General features: G+C 57.4%; 17 protein-coding genes and 1 pseudogene. All 18 read left to right on the forward strand.

All coding sequences use genetic code 11. From position 1 onward, the window contains the following. Window positions 1-120: 120 nt before the first annotated feature. The 18 genes and pseudogenes from dapA to ELR57_RS06855 all read left to right on the forward strand — a co-directional run bounded on the left by dapA (window position 121) and on the right by ELR57_RS06855 (window position 19,144). Window positions 121-996, forward strand: a complete 876-nt coding sequence (dapA, locus tag ELR57_RS06775; protein WP_126958257.1) for a 4-hydroxy-tetrahydrodipicolinate synthase — start codon at window positions 121-123, stop codon at window positions 994-996. A 196-nt stretch (window positions 997-1,192) separates the two neighbouring features. After that, on the forward strand, window positions 1,193-2,872 hold the full coding sequence (locus ELR57_RS06780) for a ribonuclease J (protein WP_126958258.1): 1,680 nt from the start codon (window positions 1,193-1,195) through the stop codon (window positions 2,870-2,872). 180 nt (window positions 2,873-3,052) lie between these two features. Beyond that, a pseudogene (locus ELR57_RS06785) lies at window positions 3,053-3,745 on the forward strand (ClpP family protease); the annotation flags it as partial. A 194-nt stretch (window positions 3,746-3,939) separates the two neighbouring features. Next, window positions 3,940-4,209, forward strand: a complete 270-nt coding sequence (locus tag ELR57_RS06790; RefSeq protein ID WP_126958260.1) for a YlzJ-like family protein — start codon at window positions 3,940-3,942, stop codon at window positions 4,207-4,209. 45 nt (window positions 4,210-4,254) lie between these two features. Further along, window positions 4,255-6,942 (forward strand): FtsK/SpoIIIE family DNA translocase, encoded by a 2,688-nt coding sequence (locus tag ELR57_RS06795; RefSeq protein ID WP_483296221.1) that lies wholly within the window; start codon window positions 4,255-4,257, stop codon window positions 6,940-6,942. A gap of 361 nt (window positions 6,943-7,303) precedes the next feature. After that, window positions 7,304-8,098: a spore cortex-lytic enzyme gene (gene sleB, locus ELR57_RS06800; protein WP_126958262.1), complete on the forward strand. Its 795-nt coding sequence runs from the start codon at window positions 7,304-7,306 to the stop codon at window positions 8,096-8,098. 105 nt (window positions 8,099-8,203) lie between these two features. Further along, window positions 8,204-9,496 carry an EF-P 5-aminopentanol modification-associated protein YfmF gene (gene yfmF / locus ELR57_RS06805; protein WP_238162423.1) on the forward strand — a complete coding sequence of 431 codons (1,293 nt, stop codon included), beginning with the start codon at window positions 8,204-8,206 and terminating at the stop codon, window positions 9,494-9,496. Continuing rightward, window positions 9,489-10,775 (forward strand): EF-P 5-aminopentanol modification-associated protein YfmH, encoded by a 1,287-nt coding sequence (gene yfmH / locus ELR57_RS06810; RefSeq protein WP_126958263.1) that lies wholly within the window; start codon window positions 9,489-9,491, stop codon window positions 10,773-10,775. The genes yfmF and yfmH overlap by 8 nt, the downstream gene beginning before the upstream one ends. Then, window positions 10,772-11,527 carry an elongation factor P 5-aminopentanone reductase gene (gene ymfI / locus ELR57_RS06815; protein WP_238162424.1) on the forward strand — a complete coding sequence of 252 codons (756 nt, stop codon included), beginning with the start codon at window positions 10,772-10,774 and terminating at the stop codon, window positions 11,525-11,527. The genes yfmH and ymfI overlap by 4 nt, the downstream gene beginning before the upstream one ends. A 124-nt stretch (window positions 11,528-11,651) precedes the next feature. Beyond that, window positions 11,652-11,903 (forward strand): DUF3243 domain-containing protein, encoded by a 252-nt coding sequence (locus ELR57_RS06820; protein ID WP_126958264.1) that lies wholly within the window; start codon window positions 11,652-11,654, stop codon window positions 11,901-11,903. Window positions 11,904-12,137: 234 nt separating this feature from the next. Further along, a complete protein-coding gene (locus tag ELR57_RS06825; protein WP_126958265.1) occupies window positions 12,138-12,908 on the forward strand; it encodes a DUF3388 domain-containing protein in 771 nt (256 codons plus the stop codon). Window positions 12,909-13,039: 131 nt separating this feature from the next. Next, the gene (locus tag ELR57_RS28060) at window positions 13,040-13,933 is read left to right on the forward strand and encodes a helix-turn-helix domain-containing protein (RefSeq protein WP_192896527.1); all 894 of its coding nucleotides are present in this window, start codon (window positions 13,040-13,042) and stop codon (window positions 13,931-13,933) included. A 90-nt stretch (window positions 13,934-14,023) separates the two neighbouring features. Beyond that, window positions 14,024-14,185: a hypothetical protein gene (locus tag ELR57_RS28065; protein WP_192896528.1), complete on the forward strand. Its 162-nt coding sequence runs from the start codon at window positions 14,024-14,026 to the stop codon at window positions 14,183-14,185. A 127-nt stretch (window positions 14,186-14,312) separates the two neighbouring features. Then, window positions 14,313-14,804: a YajQ family cyclic di-GMP-binding protein gene (locus tag ELR57_RS06835; protein ID WP_126958266.1), complete on the forward strand. Its 492-nt coding sequence runs from the start codon at window positions 14,313-14,315 to the stop codon at window positions 14,802-14,804. Window positions 14,805-15,016: 212 nt separating this feature from the next. Then, a complete protein-coding gene (gene pgsA / locus ELR57_RS06840; protein WP_126958267.1) occupies window positions 15,017-15,640 on the forward strand; it encodes a CDP-diacylglycerol--glycerol-3-phosphate 3-phosphatidyltransferase in 624 nt (207 codons plus the stop codon). Then, the gene (locus tag ELR57_RS06845; RefSeq protein WP_126958268.1) at window positions 15,637-16,905 is read left to right on the forward strand and encodes a competence/damage-inducible protein A; all 1,269 of its coding nucleotides are present in this window, start codon (window positions 15,637-15,639) and stop codon (window positions 16,903-16,905) included. Before pgsA ends, ELR57_RS06845 begins: the two co-directional genes overlap by 4 nt. Window positions 16,906-17,187: 282 nt before the next feature. Beyond that, window positions 17,188-18,258 (forward strand): recombinase RecA, encoded by a 1,071-nt coding sequence (gene recA, locus ELR57_RS06850; protein ID WP_126958269.1) that lies wholly within the window; start codon window positions 17,188-17,190, stop codon window positions 18,256-18,258. 88 nt (window positions 18,259-18,346) lie between these two features. Next, window positions 18,347-19,144, forward strand: coding sequence for a regulatory protein RecX (locus ELR57_RS06855; RefSeq protein WP_126958270.1), 798 nt, complete (start codon window positions 18,347-18,349; stop codon window positions 19,142-19,144). Window positions 19,145-19,440 lie beyond the last annotated feature (296 nt).

Consider the following 19,440-nt stretch of genomic DNA (forward strand, 5'->3'; position numbering starts at 1 on the left):
CCTATCTAAATTCGGTTACAACCGGCAATAAGCGCTGCTTATCCGGAAGCTATATAGTAAGCGTATAAGAAAATTGTTATCGGAATGTTTAAGCGGGAATCATCTTGAGGAGGAAGAAACATGAGCTTTGGTCGGCTGATTACAGCGATGGTGACGCCATTCAATGACCAGTTGAAGATTGATTGGGAGCAAGCGGGACGCCTGATCGATTATTTGATTGAGGAGCAAAAGTCGGAGAGCCTGGTCGTATGCGGGACAACGGGCGAATCTCCTACTCTGAAGGATGACGAGAAGGAAGCGCTGTTCCGATTCGCCGTCGAACGAGCGGCAGGGCGCTGCAAGATAATCGCGGGTACCGGCAGCAACGACACCGAGCATTCGATTCATCTCACGAAGATTGCCGAGCGGGCCGGAGCCGACGGAGCGTTGCTGGTCGTACCGTACTACAATAAGCCTAGCCAAGAAGGAATGTACAGGCACTTCAAGGCGATTGCGGAGTCGACAAGCCTTCCGGTCGTTCTGTACAACGTTCCTGGACGAACAGTCGCCAGCCTGTCCGCGGCGACGACGCTTCGGTTGGCGGAGATTCCCAATATCGTCGCCACGAAGGAATGCGCATCGATCGAACAGATTACCGAGCTGGTCGGCAGCGCGCCTGAAGGATTCACGGTGTACTCGGGCGACGATGCGATTACGCTCCCGACATTAGCCGTCGGAGGTTATGGAATCATCAGCGTAGCTAGCCACGTAGTGGGCGCCGAGATGAGACGGATGATCGACGCCTATCTCGATGGACGTGTGAAGGAAGCTGTCACGATCAACAACCGTCTTTATCCGATTTTCCGAGGATTGTTCCAATGCCCTCATCCGGTTCCGAATCCGGCTCCGGTCAAGTTCGCTCTGAACGAGCGCGGCCTCTCCGTAGGCGGCGTACGCCTCCCTCTCATCGAGGTGAACGAAGAAGAAGCGGCCTTTATCCGTAAGCTGTTCGCGTAATCAAGCCATCTCGAACGAATCGTCAGCGATTCATGTAACTTAGGCAACTCAGGGAGATTGCTGCCGGAAACGGCGGTTGAATTCGATCTTTCCCTTCATGTATAATGAATATTGAGTGATTGGGTGCGGCCATATTTTGCAACTTGACAATTCCATATCGAGCGGGATCGTCGAACTAATGTAGGAGGTACTAGACTTGTCCAAGAAGAACAACCAAGACAAATTAATCATTTCAGCGCTAGGCGGCGCCGGCGAGATCGGGAAGAACATGTATATGATTCAGTACGGCAACGACATCGTCATCGTCGACTCCGGCCTGAAGTTCCCGGAAGAAGAGATGCTCGGAATCGATGTCGTTATTCCTGACATCACCTACTTGACGGAGAACCGCGAGAAAGTAAGAGCGATTCTGGTAACCCATGGTCACGAAGACCATATCGGCGGGTTGCCATACGTTCTGCGCCAATTAAACGTTCCGGTGTACGGGATGAGGCTGACTCTCGGCTTGATCGAGAACAAGCTGAAGGAAGCGGGACTCCTGGGCGAGACGAAGCGCGTGCTGATCGATCCCGACTCGGAGATTCAATTCGGTTCGATCAAAGCCAGCTTCTTCCGCACGAACCACAGTATCCCGGATTCCGTCGGCATTGCGCTCGAGACCCCGGAAGGCGTAGTCGTTCATACGGGCGACTTCAAATTCGACCATACGCCGGTCAACGATCGCCATGCGGACATTCAACGGATGGCGGAGATCGGAACCCGCGGCGTATTGGCGCTCTTGTCGGATAGCACGAACGCGGAGCGTCCGGGCTTCACTCCTTCGGAGAGCAGCATCGGACCGGAGATGATCTCCATCTTCCGCAATGCGAGACAGCGCGTCGTCGTGGCGACGTTCGCGTCCAACGTTCACCGCATTCAGCAGATCATCGACGCTGCGGCGGAGACGCGCCGCAAGCTGACCGTTATCGGCCGAAGCATGGTGAACATGGTGACCATCGCGTCCGAGCTCGGCTACCTGAACATACCGGAAGGCATGCTGATCGAGCCTGAAGAAGTGAACAAGCTTCCGGCCGATCGCGTCGCCATTCTCTCGACCGGCAGCCAAGGCGAGCCGATGTCGGCCCTGACCCGGATGGCAAGATCGACCCACCGCAAGGTGGACATTCTTCCAGGGGACACGGTCGTCATCTCGGCGAATACGATCCCTGGCAACGAACGTTACGTCGGCCGCACGGTCGACGAGCTGATGAGACTTGGCGCTAACGTGATCTACGGTCCGGGCTCCGTTACGGGAGTACACGTGTCGGGTCACGGCAGCGCTGAAGAACTGAAGCTGATGCTCAACCTGATGCGTCCGAAGTTCTTTATTCCGGTGCACGGCGAATATCGCATGCTTCGTTCGCACGGCCAGTTGGCGGAATCCGTCGGCATCGAGAAGGAGAACATCTTCCTCGTCGATAACGGCGATACCGTCGAGATCCAGAACGGAGTGGCGCGCAAGGCCGGCAAGATTCCTTCCGGCAACGTCTTGATCGACGGGCTGGGGGTAGGCGACGTGGGGAATATCGTCCTTCGCGATCGCAAGCTGCTGTCCCAGGACGGAATTCTGGTCGTCGTCGTCACGCTGAGCAAGCAAGACGGCGCAATTATGTCGGGACCGGATATCATCTCCCGCGGGTTCGTTTACGTGCGGGAATCCGAAGGCTTGCTTGAAGAAGCGAATCGCATCGTAACAAGCACGCTCCAGAAGCTAATGAGCGAGAACGTGAACGAGTGGGCGTCTCTGAAGACGAACGTCAAAGACTCGCTCGGTCGTTTCTTATTCGAACAAACAAGAAGAAGACCGATGATCCTGCCGATCATTATGGAAGTATAATCGACAGACGCAACACCCCACACTCATAGAGGCAGTCGTTTCCCTTCGCAAGGAGGGAAGCGGCTGTCTTTCTTTTTTTCGCATATTTGCCGTCCCTCCGCCCATACTATGTCAATCTTGGCCGCGCCATTGCGGCGTTTACGAGGAGGCACATGGATGAGCGACAAAGAAAAAGAGCCGATGGCGGAGCAGCCGGACCCGGGAGACGAAGCAAGGAAGACAGCGGCTAACACGGAGAGCGTGGTGCAGCTGGGTCAGGTGTCCGTGCCGGCGGCGGAATCGAACGTCTTCTGCCTGACGATTATCGGCCAGATCGAAGGGCATATGATGCTTCCTCCCCAGAACAAGACGACCAAGTACGAGCATGTCATTCCCCAGTTGGTCGCGGCGGAGCAGAATCCGAAGATCGAGGGGCTTCTCATCATTCTTAATACGGTAGGCGGAGACGTGGAAGCGGGATTGGCTATCGCGGAGATGATCGCTTCCTTGTCCAAGCCGACCGTCGCGGTCGTGCTCGGCGGAGGCCACTCCATCGGCGTTCCGATCGCGGTATCCGCGAATCACACCTTCATCGCGGAGACCGCGACGATGACGATCCATCCGATTCGGCTGAACGGATTGATTATCAGCGTCCCGCAGACGTTCGATTATCTGGAGAAAATGCAGGAGAGGGTCGTTCGCTTCGTCAAGAACCATTCCCGGATTACCGAAGAGAAGTTCAAAGAGCTGATGTTCAAGACGGGCGAACTGACCCGCGACATCGGAACGACGGTCATCGGGCAGGAGGCCGTGTCCAACGGTTTGATTGACGAGATCGGGGGCATCGGCGCGGCGCTTAAGGAACTGAACAAGCGAATCGCCGAAAGAAGAAAGACGGAAGCGCAAGCGTCCTCCGGTTCGGCCTCCTCCGCGACAGGCAGCTCTTCTGCCTCTTCCGCGGCTGGAAACTCTTCAGGATCTTCCTCCGCAGGCGGCGCTTCAGCATCGGGCACAACCGCGGCGCCGAGCACGTCGCCCGCTCCCTCGACATCTCCGGCGCCCGGCTCGGGGGAAGGAGAGAAGAACGGATGATACTCTACACCTGCATGCCGACGGAGAAGGTTCTGGAAGGGTGGGAGAACGGCCCCGGAACGCTGCTTGAGATCGAGCAGGCCGGACTCACGATGCTGGTCGCTCCGGTCGCTCCGGGTGTCGGCCGCTTGGTGCGATTGGTGGCGGCCCCGCTGGATGCGTATTTGAACCCGGGCTATTCGCCGGGCAGCCTTGTCAGCTATGGGCCGGAAGTCCCGGTTCGAACCGCTCCGACGGGAGATTGGCAGACTTCCTCTCTCATGTAAAGCCTGACCAACTGTGGTATAATGTTGGTTCAGGGGGTGACACGCTTGGCCAAGCGCAAACGCAAGAAGGCCACGCTGGGAGCAAGCCTTAAATACGAAATCTACGGCATTCTCCTGATTACCTTCTCGGTAATCGCCATGTACGGCGAAGCGGCAGGAGGCCGTTCTCTTTCCAAGCTGTTCGGCTATATGCTGGGGAAATTCTACTTCCTGATCGCCTTAGCCGGCATATGGTTGGGCTTATACGTCATGATCAAGCGGGCCTGGCCGAAGGGGTGGACTTCCCGCAGAAGCGGCTTCGTTCTGCTCTGCTGCGCGCTCGCTCTGTGGAGCGCGATCAGCTTTATCGATTCGAGGCTAAGCCCGATAGACGCGGTAACCCCGTCAACGATCTTCAGTCAGACCTTGCATCAGCTTTACGACCAGATCTGGGGCGGTCCCGTCGAGCAGGAGGTCCGCATGTCGGGGAAGGATATCGGCGGCGGGCTTATCGGCGCGATTCAATATTCGATCTTCTATTGGCTGTTCGGCTCTTATGGCTCGAAGTTCGTCCTTCTCATCGAATTCGCCATTGCCATCATGCTGATCTCGAACAAGTCTTACGTGGACATGCTGCGGGGCGTGCGCAATCTGTTCAAGCGATTCGCTCCGCTGCTTGCCGCAAGGCTGTCGAACGGCAAGAAGACGGTCTCGGCGAAGGCGATTCCGGTCAAGTCGGCCAAGAAGAGCAAGCCGGTGCTGGCGGTAGCGGATGACGACGATTTCGAAGGCGAGGAATCTCTGATTCCCGCGGAGAAGAAGAAGCCGATTTTCTTCCAGCTGTTCCATGGCAAGCCAGGGGAATCCCATGCGATGAATCCCGAGGAGGAAGAAGCTTGGGACGACGAGCCGATCCTCTATCCCGCCGCCGAGGGGCCGAAGGTCAACCTCAAGAAGTCGGAGAAGGGCGAGGCCAAGGCGAGCGGCAAGCTGTCGAGCCTGTTCTCCATGGGAGAGGAGATTCCGGCGCCTATGCCGGAAGCCGAACCTCTTCATTCCGAGAACCATGGATTCGACGAGAGCCCGCTTAACATCCCGTTGGATTCCTCGGAACAAGACGAGAACGGCCCGTTCGATTATCCTTACGGACAGGACGAAGAAGATTTGGACGAGCTCCGCGGAGAGCCGGATCCTTTCCATTCGGATAGCGAAGTGGACCTGGAAGAAGCAGAGCCCGCTGAAGCCGTCTCCTCGAAGCCGGGCGAATCGAACGAACCGACGGCGGCTCCTGCGCCGAAGCCGGTACATAAACCGAAGAAGCCTTATCGCATGCCGCCTCTGCACCTGCTCAGCAAGCCGCAAGGCTCCGGCAAAGGCAGCTCGATCGCCGACAACCGCGAGACGGCGCGGAAGCTCGAAGCGACGCTGGAAAGCTTCGGCGTCCGGGCGAAGGTGCTGGATGTGGCGAGAGGCCCTGCGGTTACCCGTTACGAACTGCAGCCGGACGTCGGGGTGAAGGTCAGCCGGATCGTCAGCTTGACCGACGATATCGCGCTTGCCCTCGCCGCGAAGGACATCCGGATGGAAGCCCCGATTCCCGGCAAGTCGGCGATCGGCATCGAGGTTCCGAATTCGGAGGTCAGCGTCGTCACCCTTCGCGAGGTGCTGGAGACGCAGGCTTTCCATGATGCCCAGTCCCGCCTGTCGATCGCGTTCGGCCGGGATATCTCCGGGCAGCCGATCGTCGGTAACCTGGCCCGCATGCCTCATATGCTGGTCGCGGGCGCTACCGGTTCCGGCAAGTCCGTCTGCATCAACGGCATCATAACCAGCATTCTCTACAAAGCGAAGCCTGACGAAGTGAAGTTCCTCATGATCGACCCGAAGATGGTTGAGCTTAACGTGTACAACGGCATTCCGCACTTGCTGTCGCCCGTCGTGACCGATCCTCGCCGAGCGGCGCTGGCCTTGAAGAAGGTCGTCGTCGAGATGGAGAAAAGGTACGAGAAATTCTCAAAGTCGGGCACGCGGAACATCGAAGGCTACAACAATCTGATGCTGAGCGGGGATAACCCGGACGGCGTGCTGCCTTATTACGTTGTCATCGTGGACGAGCTCGCCGACCTCATGATGGTCGCCGCCGGAGACGTGGAAGATTCGATCATGCGTCTGGCGCAGATGGCTCGCGCAGCCGGCATCCATCTGATCATCGCGACCCAGCGTCCTTCGGTCGACGTCATTACCGGGGTCATCAAAGCGAATATCCCAAGCCGCATCGCGTTCGGAGTGTCCTCTCAGGTCGACTCCCGGACGATTCTGGACATGGTCGGAGCGGAGAAGCTGCTCGGCCGGGGGGATATGCTCTTCCTGCCGATGGGCTCCTCCAAGCCGATTCGCGTTCAGGGGGCTTTCCTCTCCGATGCGGAAGTCGAAGCGGTCGTCGGGCACGTTCGAGCCCAGGCGGAAGCCGTGTACGACGAGGAACTCGTGCCGGAGATCGACGAGGATTCCGACTCCGGTTCGGACGAGCAGCTCGACGAGCTCTACGATCAAGCGGTGCAGATCGTGCTGGAAGCGAAGCATGCGTCCGTCTCGCTGCTGCAGCGCCGGATGAGAGTCGGCTATACGAGAGCCGCCAGGCTTATCGATTCCATGGAAGCCCGCGGAATCGTCGGTCCATACGAGGGAAGCAAACCGCGGGAGGTCCTTGTCTCGCTGGAGCAATACCAGTCGAATAACCGCATTACCTCCTGACGAAATGGGATGTCTCTTGGTCATAACGACCGGGGGACATCTTTTTGTTTACAGAGTCGCGCCTCCTTCTGCCTGCCGTAACCCGACAAAGTCGGGATAGAGAGCAGGGGTCAGCAGCTAGCTCATCCTCGAATTGTTAGAGTCGATCAAGGTCGTCACACTTCCCATAATAATAAGGATTCTCCCCGCGAGCCCGATTCAGATAGCCCCTTTACACTTAGCCTTGTTACATGGCTAACGAGGCAGTCCCATTCGGTTCCCTTGAATAAGCCTCGATTCCCTTTCTCATACTAATGTTCATGAATGCGCCTTGCCGATGATCGGCAGGGTCATTAATCGACTGGGAAAGGCGTGACGGAGCGTGAAATATCGGCTCGTTCTTCTATCCGTATGTCTGGTGGTGGGGCTGCTTGGACTCTATTCGCTGGAGAGGGCCCATCCCGCCAAAACAACCTTCAGCAATACCATTCTGAAGCAAGGGGCATCCGGCAAGGATATTTATGAACTGCAGGGACGACTCAAGTTTCTAGGCTATTACAGCGGCAAGGTAGACGGCCAATTCGGGTCGACGACGCTTAATTCCGTCAAGTGGTTCCAATGGAAGTTCGGCATGAAGGCCGACGGCGTCGTCGGCGCCAAGACGAAGCTGAAGCTGTGGGAAGCGACGAAGAATTATAAACCGACGGCGGAGGAATTGCCGCCATCGAGCGGGGGAACTTCCGCAGGTACTTCGGGGAACGCCGGCAACACCGGGACGACCTCAGGCAACGAAGAACTGCCGGCTTCCAACCACGCGGGAATCTCCGCGGCGGACATGAAGATTATGGCGAACGCCGTATACGGGGAATCCCGCGGAGAGCCTTACGAAGGGCAAGTGGCGGTCGCCGCGGTCATCCTGAATCGGGTGAAGGACTCGCAGTTCCCGAATACGGTGAACGGCGTCATTTTCCAACCTGGCGCATTCACCGCGGTAGCGGACGGACAGATCTACCTGGAACCGAACGAGTCCGCCTACAAAGCCGTGAAAGACGCGCTTAGCGGATGGGACCCGACCGACGGCTGCCTGTATTATTTCAACCCGGAGACCGCAACCTCGAAGTGGATCTGGACTCGCCCGCAGCGCAAGACGATCGGCAAGCATATCTTCTGCGACTGAGCTCTACGGCGGGGGATAAGCCTATAGCGATTAGGCATTTGCTTCATGCTTGGCCATGGGGTAGAATGGGGCTGGATTGGAAATGAGTCGAAGGGGTTTGATGCCTTGATAACGGAACAATTCGAGCGAGGTTCCATCGGCCGCATGCGGCTGCATGTCTTGCCAACGAAACGATTCAAAACATTCTCGATCTCCTTGTTCGTTGGAATTCCTCTAACCGAGTCAACGGTCACCCCCGTCGCCCTGACTCCGTTCGTTCTGCGGAGAGGAACGAGCTCCTACCCGGAGACGATCTCCTTCCGCGAGCGGTTGGACGATTTGTACGGCGCGGGCTTCGGCTTCGATCTGTACAAGAGAGGCGATTATCAGATTGTGCAGCTGCGGCTGGATATGATTAACGACCGCTTCGTTTCTTCGAACGAACCGCTTCTGAAGGAAGCCATCCGGTTCCTGGGGGAAGTTCTCACGTCTCCCGCGCTGGAGAACGGCCGTTTCCGGGAGAAGTATGTCGAAGCGGAGAAGCGCACGATCGCCAAACGCATCGAGGCGATCATCAATGACAAGATCCGATATGCCAGCGAGAGATGCGTCGAGGAGATGTGCAAGGATGAGCCTTATCGCCTTCTGGCGCTTGGCCGCAAGGAAGAGCTTGCGGGAATCGACGCGGCTTCGCTGTTTTCCGCATACGAGAGCTGGCTGAACAACGCGGTGCTGGACCTGTACGTCTCCGGGGATACCTCGATCGAAGAGGTTCAATCGCTTGCGAGCCAGAGCTTCAAGCTGCCATCCGGAAGCCCGGCGGCCTATACCGCGCCGGAATTCCGTTCTCCCCGCGCGGAGCCCCAGACGATCGTCGAACGTCTTGACGTCGCTCAAGGCAAGCTCAACATGGGGCTTCGCACCGACATCTCCTATGCCGGCGCGGAGTATCCGTCGCTGCTCGTTTACAATGGAGTTCTCGGCGCATTCCCGCATTCCAAGCTGTTCATCAACGTCCGCGAGAAGGCGTCTCTCGCTTATTACGCATCTTCCAGACTGGATGGGCATAAAGGGTTGCTGACGATCCAATCGGGCATCGAGATCGAGAATTACGAGCAGGCGCTCCGCATTATCTTGGAGCAGCTGGACGCCATGCGGGCGGGAAGCTTCGAATCGCAGGATCTCGAGCGGACGAAGGCGATGCTCGCCAATCAGCTTCGGGAGATTCAGGATTCCGCTTACGAGCGGATTGCCTTCGACTTCAACAACGTGCTGGCCGGTTCCGACCGGACGGGCGAGAGCATGCTTGCCGAGGTCGCTTCGGTGACGCCGGAGCAAGTGCAAGCCGCGGCCAAACGAGTCGGACTGGACACGATCTATTTCCTGAGGGACCGGAAGGAGGCTCGCGCCAATGCCTAGGGAAGAGTATCCTCAGCTTCAGGAATCGCTCCTGCACGAGAGGCTGGACAACGGGCTCGAGGTATTTATCCTGCCTAAGCCAGGCTTTACGAAAACCTATGCCACCTTCGCGACAAGGTACGGTTCCGTCGATAACCGCTTCCAGCCGGCGGGCAAGGAGGAAGTCCGAGTGCCGGACGGAATCGCCCATTTTCTCGAGCATAAGATGTTCGAAGAGCCGGAGGGAGATATCTTCGCCACCTTCTCTTCGCAGGGAGCCTCCGCGAACGCCTTCACGAGCTTCGACCGAACCGTGTATCTGTTCTCGGCAACCGAGTCGATCGAGAAGAACGTCGATACGCTCCTGGATTTCGTTCAGCACCCTTACTTCACCGACGCGAACGTGGAGAAGGAGAAGGGAATCATCGTCCAGGAGATCAACATGTACCGGGACAACGCCGATTGGCGCGTCTACTTCGGCTTGATCGAAGCGCTGTACGTCAAACATCCGGTCCATATCGATATCGCCGGAACGGCCGAATCGGTTCGTTCGATCACCAAGGAGATGCTCTACGAATGTTACCACACGTTCTACCATCCTTCGAACATGAGCCTGTTCCTCGTCGGAGGAGTGGATGCCGAAGCGATGCTGGAGAGGATCAAGGCGAATCAATCGCGCAAAAGCTTCGGGCCGGGCGGAGAGATCAAGCGATTCTTCGACGAAGAGCCGCAGACGGTGCGGACCGAACGATTGGTCACGAAGCTGCCGGTATCGCTGCCCAAGTGCATGTTCGGCTATAAGGAAGACCCGGGACCGCAGCACGGCGATGAAGCGATCCGGCGAGAGCTGGCGAGCAAGCTGATGCTGGAGTCGCTGCTAGGCGCGAGCTCGCCGCTCTATCAAGAACTCTACGACGACAACCTGATCTCGGATGGTTTCGGCTACGAATACAACACGGGGCCGGGCTATGCCTTCTCCGTCATCGGCGGGGAGACCCGGGATCCCGACGAGCTCATCGCCAGAGTGACGGATGCTCTTCGCAAAGCCGCGGATCAAGGCATCGACGAGGGAATCTTCGAGAGAACGAGGCGCAAGCGGATCGGCTCTTACTTGCGTATGCTGAACAGCCCGGAAGCCATTGCAAGCGAGTTTACCCGTTACCGCAACCGGGGCGGCGATCTGTTCAAGCTCGTCGAGCTCTATGAGAGCCTGACGCTGCAAGAGCTCAACGGACGTCTCCGGGAACATGTCGACCCGTCCCGGCTATCGGCATCGATCGTGCGGAGCGATGAACCGTGAGCGGTAGGATTGCCGAGCCCCGGACCGTGCTCGTCACGGGCGCGTCAAGGGGCATAGGGGCAGCCGCGGCGATTCGGTTCGCGGCGGAAGGGCATCGGCTTGTCCTTCATTATGGCGCCTCCCAAGCGGCTTCCGAAACGATCGAACGGCAATGCCTGGAAGCGGGGGCCGCCGAGGTCCTCCGCATGCAGGCGAACCTGCTTGACGCGGGTTCGCTTCGCGCCTTGAAGGACGAGCTGGACCGGCGCGGATGGCAGCCGTCCGTTATCGTTCACAGCGCGGGCACGGCCTTCTACGGTTTGCTTGACGAGACCGAAGAAGACGATTGGCACGACCTGCTGCAGATTCATCTGACCTCCGCCTACCGGTTGGCGAAGCTGTTCTCGCCTTCCTTATCGTGGCAGCGTTGGGGGCGCATCATTCACGTCTCCAGCCTATGGGGCGTCGTCGGGGCAGCCGGCGAAGTCGCTTATTCGGCCGCCAAGGGCGGGCTGAACAGCTTCACCAAGGCGCTGGCCAAAGAGCTGGCTCCCTTCGGAATAACCGTGAACGCCGTTGCTCCCGGGGCAGTGGACACCGATATGATGAAGGCTCTCTCCGAAGAGGAGAGGATGGAGCTGCTCCGGGAGATCCCCCTGGGCCGCTTCGCCCGACCGGAAGAGGTGGCGGAGCTCGTCGCCTTCCTCGCCTCCGAGCGGGCAAGCTACATAACCGGACAGATCATTTCGCTAACCGGAGGCTGGCAGACCTAGTGATTGATTGATGCCATCATTATCCATTCGTCTGGCCGATTCATCGGGAATATCCGAATATCCTCCTTGCCGTCGGGACATATTATCTTCGTAGCACAATCCCAACATGGCAGGAGGCTGCTCAATGTCGAACGTATTGAGTAATTTCGACACGTGGAAAAAATTTCTTGGCGATCGAGTCGATGCGGCTAAAGGCGCGGGGATCAGCGAGGATGCCATCGCTAAGCTGGCTTATGAGATCGGGGAATTCCTCGACAACAAGGTGGATCCTCAGAACGATGAGGAGCGCGTGCTCAAGGAACTCTGGGACGCGGGCGACGAGCATGAACGCAAAACGATCGCCGGACTTATGGTTAAGCTTGCAGACCGACAATAAGGCGCTGACGCGATCGCGGATTCGCCTCGTTCACCAGTAGAGTCACACGCTCTCGCAGCGTCGGCGGCTCCGCCTTTTGCGGCGGAGCCGTTTGGGCGTAACAGAGAAAAATAGGACTTTTGTCGGAATCTGTCATCTTTTTAGTGCAGGAGAATGAAGAGTTTTGTAGAATGGATAAAAGGACTGTTTCTATCGGGGCGTTCCTGGTGGAAGTCTGATCGTTGAGGTGCGTTCATGGAGAAGAAACAATGGTACATGGAATATAAGATTCACAAGAATCGTCCCGGTCTTCTAGGAGATTTGGCATCCCTGCTCGGGATGCTCGAAGTGAATATCATTACGATTAACGGCGTCGAGGATCGGACTCGCGGGCTTCTGCTGCAGACGGACGACGATGAGAAAATCGAGCTTCTGGGCAAGATGCTGGCCAAGGTCGAGAATATCTCCATCATTACCCTGCGTCCTCCTCGTTTGACGGATATTTTGGCGATTCGCCACGGAACCTATATCGAGAGGGATTCGTCCGACGGCAAGACGTTCCGCTTCACGAGAAGCGATCTGGGCTTGCTCGTCGACTTTCTGGGCGAATTGTTCAAGGCCGAAGGCAATCAGGTTATCGGGCTTAGAGGGATGCCTCGGGTCGGAAAGACGGAATCGATTATCGCGGGCAGCGTCTGCGCTAACAAGCGCTGGACTTTCGTCTCTTCCACGCTGCTCCGCCAGACGGTACGCAGCCAGTTGTCCGAAGACGAGATGAATCCGAACAACGTCTTCATCATCGACGGGATCGTCAGCACGATCCGTTCCAACGAGAAGCATCACCAGCTGCTTCAGGAACTCATGGCGATGCCGTCCACCAAGGTCATCGAGCATCCGGACATTTTCGTCCGGGAATCCGAGTTCGACTATGACGACTTCGACTGCATCATCGAGCTTCGCAATACGCCCGACGAGGAAATTACATACGAGAATTTCACGACCGCGGGACTTGACGGGGACTTCTGAGATATCGTTTCCTAAGGCATTGCTGCTTGTCCGGAATTATTCACGAATACTTGCAAAGGATAGTTGACAGGTGAATGGACTTCTTATGATTGGCACTCAAGTTGAACAAGCCCTTAACGGAGGTGAGATCGATGTCGGATTTGGGATTGCTGCTGCGTAAAGCGAGAGAGCAGCGAGGATATACGCTCGACGATATCCAGGAAGCGACCAAGATCCGCAAGCGATACTTGGAAGCGATCGAGCTTGGGGATTACAAAGTGCTTCCGGGCTCCTTCTATGTGCGGGCATTCGTCAAAACCTACGCGGAAACGGTCGGTCTCGACGCCGAAGAAGTTCTGCGCCTTTATCATAAAGAACTTCCGAAGCCGGTCGCCGCGGAGACCGCCGCGCCGGAAGCCATGATCAAGCCTAAGAGCCGTACGGTTCAACATAACGACAAGTGGGGCAAGCTGGCCGTCACGATGCTGATGTGGCTGTTCCCTCTGCTTATTATCGCGGTCATCTATTTCTATTTCGTTCAGAACTCGGACTCCGATCCGGAGAAGTCGGACAGGGATACGGCGATTACCCAGGAGACGTCGCCCCCGCCTGCAACGCCTTCCCCGTCTTCTTCCGTAACGCCGCCGCCATCGGAATCGACGCCTCCACCTAGCGCGACCCCGACGACGCAATTGACTTTGAAGGAGACAACTCCTCGCGGCGAAGCCAGATATGAGGTATCTCCTGGCGGTACGCCGCACGAGCTTAAGATCGTCTCGAACAAGAGCTGGATCGGGGTTAATGAGAACAATAAAACAGGCAAAGCGCTGTATAATGGAACCCCTAAGAATCAGGATCCGCTAATATTCACGCTTCAGGACAAACCGCTTTACGTAAATATCGGAATGGCCAGCAACGTCGTGATTACGATCGACGGAATCCCGGTCGACGACGGGGACAAAGCCGGTTCCAAGAAGTTCTTGTTCTCGCCGGCGTCAACCGACGCAGCCGGAGACGCGGGCGATACGGACGGAACGGCGCCATAACCTTCCTCGCATGCGGCGAAGTATGAAGAGAAGCCCCCTAGGGAACAATGAGGAAGCTAACTTCAACTTCCCAAAGGGGCGGATCTCCGCATGGCGACTAGCTGGATTGTATGCGCGATCGGCATCATCGTCAGCCTGATCGGGTGGTACATGACACCTCACGCTTACGGCTATGGAATACTCGGATTCGGTCTGGCCTGGATCGTGCTAGGGATCCTCGACATGTTCCGTAGTCCGGCTCGCAGCCGGTAATAATGTCAAACCAAGCAGAAGGCCCCCGCTAAGGGGCTTTCGTTTTTTTGTACGGAGCTTTTTACTTGCGGCGAGAAAATGATTATAATGGTAATGATAATGAGCCTGGAAAGGATGACTTTTACATATGGCATCGGAGTATTCTTTCGACATCGTATCCAAAGTCGACATGCAAGAAGTGAACAACGCGGTCATTCAGGCCATGAAGGAGATCGAGACGCGATTCGACTTCAAAGGCAGCAAGAGCAGCATCAAGCTCGAAGGCGAGGCGCTTAACGTCGCTTCCGACGACGATTACAAGCTGAAGAGCGTCATCGACATTCTTCAGACGAAGCTGGTCAAGCGCGGCGTGCCGATCTTGAATCTGGATTACGGCAAGGTGGAGTCGGCATCGGGCGGAACGGTCCGGCAGCAGATCAAGATGAAGCAAGGCATCGACCAGGAGAATGCGAAGAAGATTAACGTCCTGATCCGGGATTCCAAGCTCAAGATCAAGAGCCAGATCCAAGGCGATCAGCTTCGGATTACCGGCAAGAGCAAAGACGATCTGCAGGCGGCGATGAATCTGCTGCGCGGAGCGGGACTCCCGCTGGAGCTGCAATTCGTCAACTATCGCTAAACCGGCGCCGCTCGGCGCCAAGCTCAGGGCTTCGACTATACTTACGTTCCGTTCTCGTCTGCAATGCGGGGATGATCCGGAGAACATTTTTGGGGGCAAGCATCCATGATTTTGATTAACGGCTCTATGCCATCTGACGGCAGCGCGCGTTCGCGTCGTTCCAGCGGGAACGTCCTGCGGGAAATTCAAGACGGTTCGGGGAGGGGAATGGCGTGAATCTTGCGAATCGAATTACGTTGGCGCGGATCTTCCTCGTTCCGATCGTTGCCTTCTTCCTGCTGGTCAAGCTTGACGTTCAACCGCTGACGATCGGGAGCTATTCCATCTCGTACAACCAGATTTTCGCTCTCGTGCTATTCATCTTGGCAGCCAGCACGGACGGGCTGGACGGCTACATCGCCCGCAAACGCAAGATCGTAACGAATCTCGGCAAGCTGCTGGATCCGCTGGCCGACAAGCTGCTCATCGGAGCCGTTCTGATCTCGCTCGTCGAGATGGATAAGCTGGATGCTTGGGTCGCCATCGTCATTATCAGCCGCGAATGGGCCGTAACCGGCCTGCGGCAGATCGCTCTGCTTGAAGGAGTCGTTCTGGCCGCGAGCAAGTGGGGCAAGTGGAAGACGACGATTCAGATCGCGATGATCGTGGTGATCCTGCTGAACAATCTTCCGTTCGAGTTCATTCACGTCCCGGTCGATACGATCGTCATCTGGGCGGCCGCGCTTATTACGGTGTACTCCGGCATCGATTACTTCGTCAAGAACAAGACCTTGATCGTCGAATCTTCGAACCAGCCTCCCGGTTCGGCTAAAAAAGAGGTGCGTCGCAACGTATGAGAGCTGAGATCCTGGCAGTCGGTACCGAACTGCTCCTCGGCCAGATCGTCAACACCAACGCCCAGTATCTGTCGCAAGGCCTGGCAGAGCTGGGCATTGACGTTTATTATCAGACCGTGGTGGGCGATAATGAGGCGCGTCTGCGCCAAGCCATTCAGATTGCAAGAAGCCGGGCGGATCTGCTTGTCTTCACGGGCGGCCTGGGACCGACGCTGGACGACCTGACCCGCGATGCGCTGGCAGCCGACCTCGGGCGCGGGATCGGCCTGCACGAGCCGTCTCTGCGCAAGATCGAGGAGATGTTCGCGGGACGGAGCGCGGAGCTGATCGAGAGCAACCGCCGCCAAGCGATGCTGATCGACGGCGCTCTGCCGCTGCGCAACGATACGGGCCTTGCGGTGGGCAATGCCTTGTCCGCGGACGGCAAGCATTACTTGCTGCTTCCGGGGCCGCCGCGCGAGATGAAGCCGATGTTCGACAACGACGGATCCGACTGGCTTCGCAAGCTGCTGGGGGAATCCGCCGCGCTGCGCTCCGTCATGCTGAAGTTCGCCGGCATCGGCGAGTCGGCTCTTGAGGAGCTGCTGATGGATCTGATCCGCGGCCAGACCGATCCGACGATCGCGCCTTACGCGAAGGAAGGGGAGGTCTGCATCCGCGTGTCGACCAAAGCCAGCAGCGAGGAGGAGGCGGCCAGGCGGCTCGAGCCGACGCTGCAGGCGATCCGCGCCAGAACGGAGCGCTATCTCTACGCGGAAGAGGACATTCCGCTGGAGGCGGCCGTAATCCGGCTGCTGACGCGCCGCAGGCAGACGGTCACGCTGGCCGAGAGCTGCACGGGCGGGATGATCGCCGCCTCGCTGACGACGGTGCCCGGAAGCGCGGACGCGTTCCTGGGCGGCGTCGTCAGCTACAGCAACGAGGTCAAGCATAAGCAGCTCGGAGTGCCGCTTACGCTTCTCGAGGGTCCGAACGCTCCCGGCGCGGTCAGCTCCGAGACGGCCGCCGCGATGGCGGAAGGCATGAGGCGGGCGGCGGACAGCGACTTCGCGTTGTCCGTGACCGGAGTAGCGGGGCCGGCCGGCTCCGAAGGCAAGCCGGTCGGGCTCGTCTATGTCGGCCTGTCGGAGAAGGGCAAGGGCGTCAAGGTCGAGAAGCTTCAGCTGAGCGGGGATCGGGAGGGCATCCGCATTCGGGCTACGAAGCGGGCGTTATACCTGCTGTGGCTGACTCTCACGGGGCAGGGCGAATTCGTCAAAGAGTAACGATTCGGATACCGGAGCCGCTCTCCTCCCGAAGTCCTATGCGGATTGTTACAGATTCATGTCGAAACGTAACGAAGATATGACATTTTTCGCTAAAAAAGCTTGTCAGTGAACGCCCGCTATGATAAGTTTAGATAGAAAGTTGCGGAAGAACCGTAGCGAAGATTACTTTGCTGCGGTTTTTTTATAGAGATAAATCGAACGAATGTTCGCAAAAAGCTTGGCAAACGAATCAAAAAAAGGTATGATAACACTATCAAATGAGATAAGGATGTGGGTGTGTTGTCCGATCGTCGCGCCGCATTAGAAATGGCCTTGCGCCAGATTGAGAAGCAATTCGGCAAGGGTTCTATCATGAAATTGGGAGAGCAAGCTCAGCTTCAAGTAGAGACGTACTCGAGCGGTGCCCTTGCGTTGGATATTGCCTTGGGAATCGGCGGATTCCCTCGGGGACGCATTATCGAAGTTTACGGACCGGAATCTTCCGGTAAGACGACCGTTGCGCTGCACGCGATCGCGGAAGTGCAGAAGGCCGGAGGCCAAGCGGCGTTCATCGACGCCGAGCACGCGCTGGATCCGATCTATGCCCGCAACCTGGGCGTCAACATCGACGAGCTCCTGCTCAGCCAGCCGGACACCGGCGAACAGGCGCTGGAGATCGCCGAAGCGCTCGTACGCAGCGGCGCGGTCGACATCATCGTTGTCGACTCCGTAGCCGCGCTCGTGCCGAAGGCCGAGATCGAGGGCGACATGGGGGATTCCTTCGTCGGCTTGCAGGCTCGCCTGATGTCGCAGGCGATGCGGAAGCTCTCCGGCGCGATCAGCAAGTCGAAGTCGATCGCCATCTTCATCAACCAGCTTCGCGAGAAGGTCGGCGTCATGTTCGGCAATCCGGAGACGACGCCAGGCGGACGCGCCCTGAAGTTCTATGCGAGCGTTCGGCTCGACGTGCGCCGTATCGAATCGATCAAGCAAGGGAACGACGTGGTCGGTAACCGCACGCGCATCAAGGTCGTTAAGAACAAAGTCGCGCCTCCGTTTAAGCAAGCGGAGCTGGACATCATGTACGGCGAAGGCATCTCCCGCGAAGGCAGCATCATCGATATCGGAACGGAACTGGATATCGTTCAGAAGAGCGGAGCCTGGTTCTCTTACGGCGGCGAGCGACTCGGCCAAGGCCGCGAGAATTCCAAGCAATTCTTGAAGGACAATCCGGCTCTGGCCGAGCAGATCGAACAGCAGATCCGCGGTCAGACGTTAAGCTCGGAAGCGATCAGCAAGTCCGCGGCGGCCGGAGCATCCCTTGCCGCGCAAGAGGACGAGGAAGACAGCGAGTTCGGCGAACTGGAGTAAGAAGTTAGGAAGGAGGGGCATCCGCTTGCCGGCGGGTGCCCTTCGCGCATAAAGAAGGCCAAGGTTATACAGCCAGGAGGGAACAGGAATGGATGAGCACACGGCCAACCAGGGTAACCTGAAAGCTGGGGGGAAGTCTTCCGCCGTCCATGCCGTCGTTGTCGGCGTGGAGGCCGATACCAGAAGATCATCCATGTACCGGATCGCCGCGGTTCTCGAGAACGGCGGCGAGAGCGAGCTCCTTCTTGTGCATGAAGATACGATGGTCGCCTGGAGGCTGCTGAAGGGCAGAAGGCTGACTTCCGAGGAATGGGAAGGGTTGAAGCGCACGGAGCAGGTGGAGCAGGCTTATCGCTCCGCGCTTCTGCTGTTGGACCGCAAAGCACGGACACGTAAAGAATTGGAGCAAGCCCTTAAGCGCAAAGGGTACGAGGCAGAAGCCATAGAGAACTGCCTGGAACGCCTCGCTAAGCAGCGTTTAATCAACGACGCCGACTATGCGATAAGGTTCGCCGATCAGAAGATCCGCAATCAGCGCAAAGGAAGCCGTCTCGTCAGACAGCAGCTGAGGACCCGAGGCGTCGGGAAACAGGACGTGGACGAGGCGATCTCGGCCCTTGACTCCGATGCCGAACGAAGCGCCGCTCTCGAGCTGGCCCGGAAGAAGTGGCCAAGCGTCAAAGGAGAGAAACGACGGGAGAGGGAGCACAAGCTGTTGGGCATGCTGCTTCGGAGAGGCTATCCGACGTCGATCGCGGTGGAAGCCGTACGCAGGGCGGCGGACGAATGGGAGGAACGGAACGGAGAGTCGTCTTCCTGGAACGAAGAAGGGGACGAATGGGATTACTCCCTCGAGAATTCGGAGGACAGGTTCGAGAGCGACTGAACGAAGCGAAATAGGCCGTTAGGCATGCTGTCGAAACGACCGAGCCAAGGAAGGTTCCTGAAGCTGGGAGGATAAGGCAGAGCTAGTTTTGGTTTGCTTGACAATCCATTTTCACAAAAGATACAATGAAGCTGTATTCCATATCCTTTTTCCGAACCCTTTTTCCTTCCAAAAAACGATTCGGAACACGAATTTTCGACTTTTTTACCGACAGAAGATTAATTCGGTTTAGAAACCGGCCAACAATTTCATAAGTATCCCAAGCGTTTGCCTTGGTGATGCAACGAGGAGGTGAA

Source organism: Cohnella sp. AR92 (genome assembly GCF_003990975.1).
Taxonomy (GTDB): Bacteria; Bacillota; Bacilli; order Paenibacillales; family Paenibacillaceae; genus Cohnella.

Bases quoted from the DNA above. Each gene is read 5' to 3' on its own strand.
- yfmH (WP_126958263.1), top strand. From the start codon at position 9,489: ATGCCTAGGGAAGAGTATCCTCAGCTTCAGGAATCGCTCCTGCACGAG.
- ELR57_RS06835 (WP_126958266.1), top strand. From the start codon at position 14,313: ATGGCATCGGAGTATTCTTTCGACATCGTATCCAAAGTCGACATGCAA.
- ELR57_RS06825 (WP_126958265.1), top strand. From the start codon at position 12,138: ATGGAGAAGAAACAATGGTACATGGAATATAAGATTCACAAGAATCGT.
- dapA (WP_126958257.1), top strand. From the start codon at position 121: ATGAGCTTTGGTCGGCTGATTACAGCGATGGTGACGCCATTCAATGAC.
- ELR57_RS06790 (WP_126958260.1), top strand. From the start codon at position 3,940: ATGATACTCTACACCTGCATGCCGACGGAGAAGGTTCTGGAAGGGTGG.
- ELR57_RS06855 (WP_126958270.1), top strand. From the start codon at position 18,347: ATGGATGAGCACACGGCCAACCAGGGTAACCTGAAAGCTGGGGGGAAG.
- ELR57_RS06820 (WP_126958264.1), top strand. From the start codon at position 11,652: ATGTCGAACGTATTGAGTAATTTCGACACGTGGAAAAAATTTCTTGGC.
- ELR57_RS28065 (WP_192896528.1), top strand. From the start codon at position 14,024: ATGGCGACTAGCTGGATTGTATGCGCGATCGGCATCATCGTCAGCCTG.
- ELR57_RS28060 (WP_192896527.1), top strand. From the start codon at position 13,040: ATGTCGGATTTGGGATTGCTGCTGCGTAAAGCGAGAGAGCAGCGAGGA.
- ELR57_RS06845 (WP_126958268.1), top strand. From the start codon at position 15,637: ATGAGAGCTGAGATCCTGGCAGTCGGTACCGAACTGCTCCTCGGCCAG.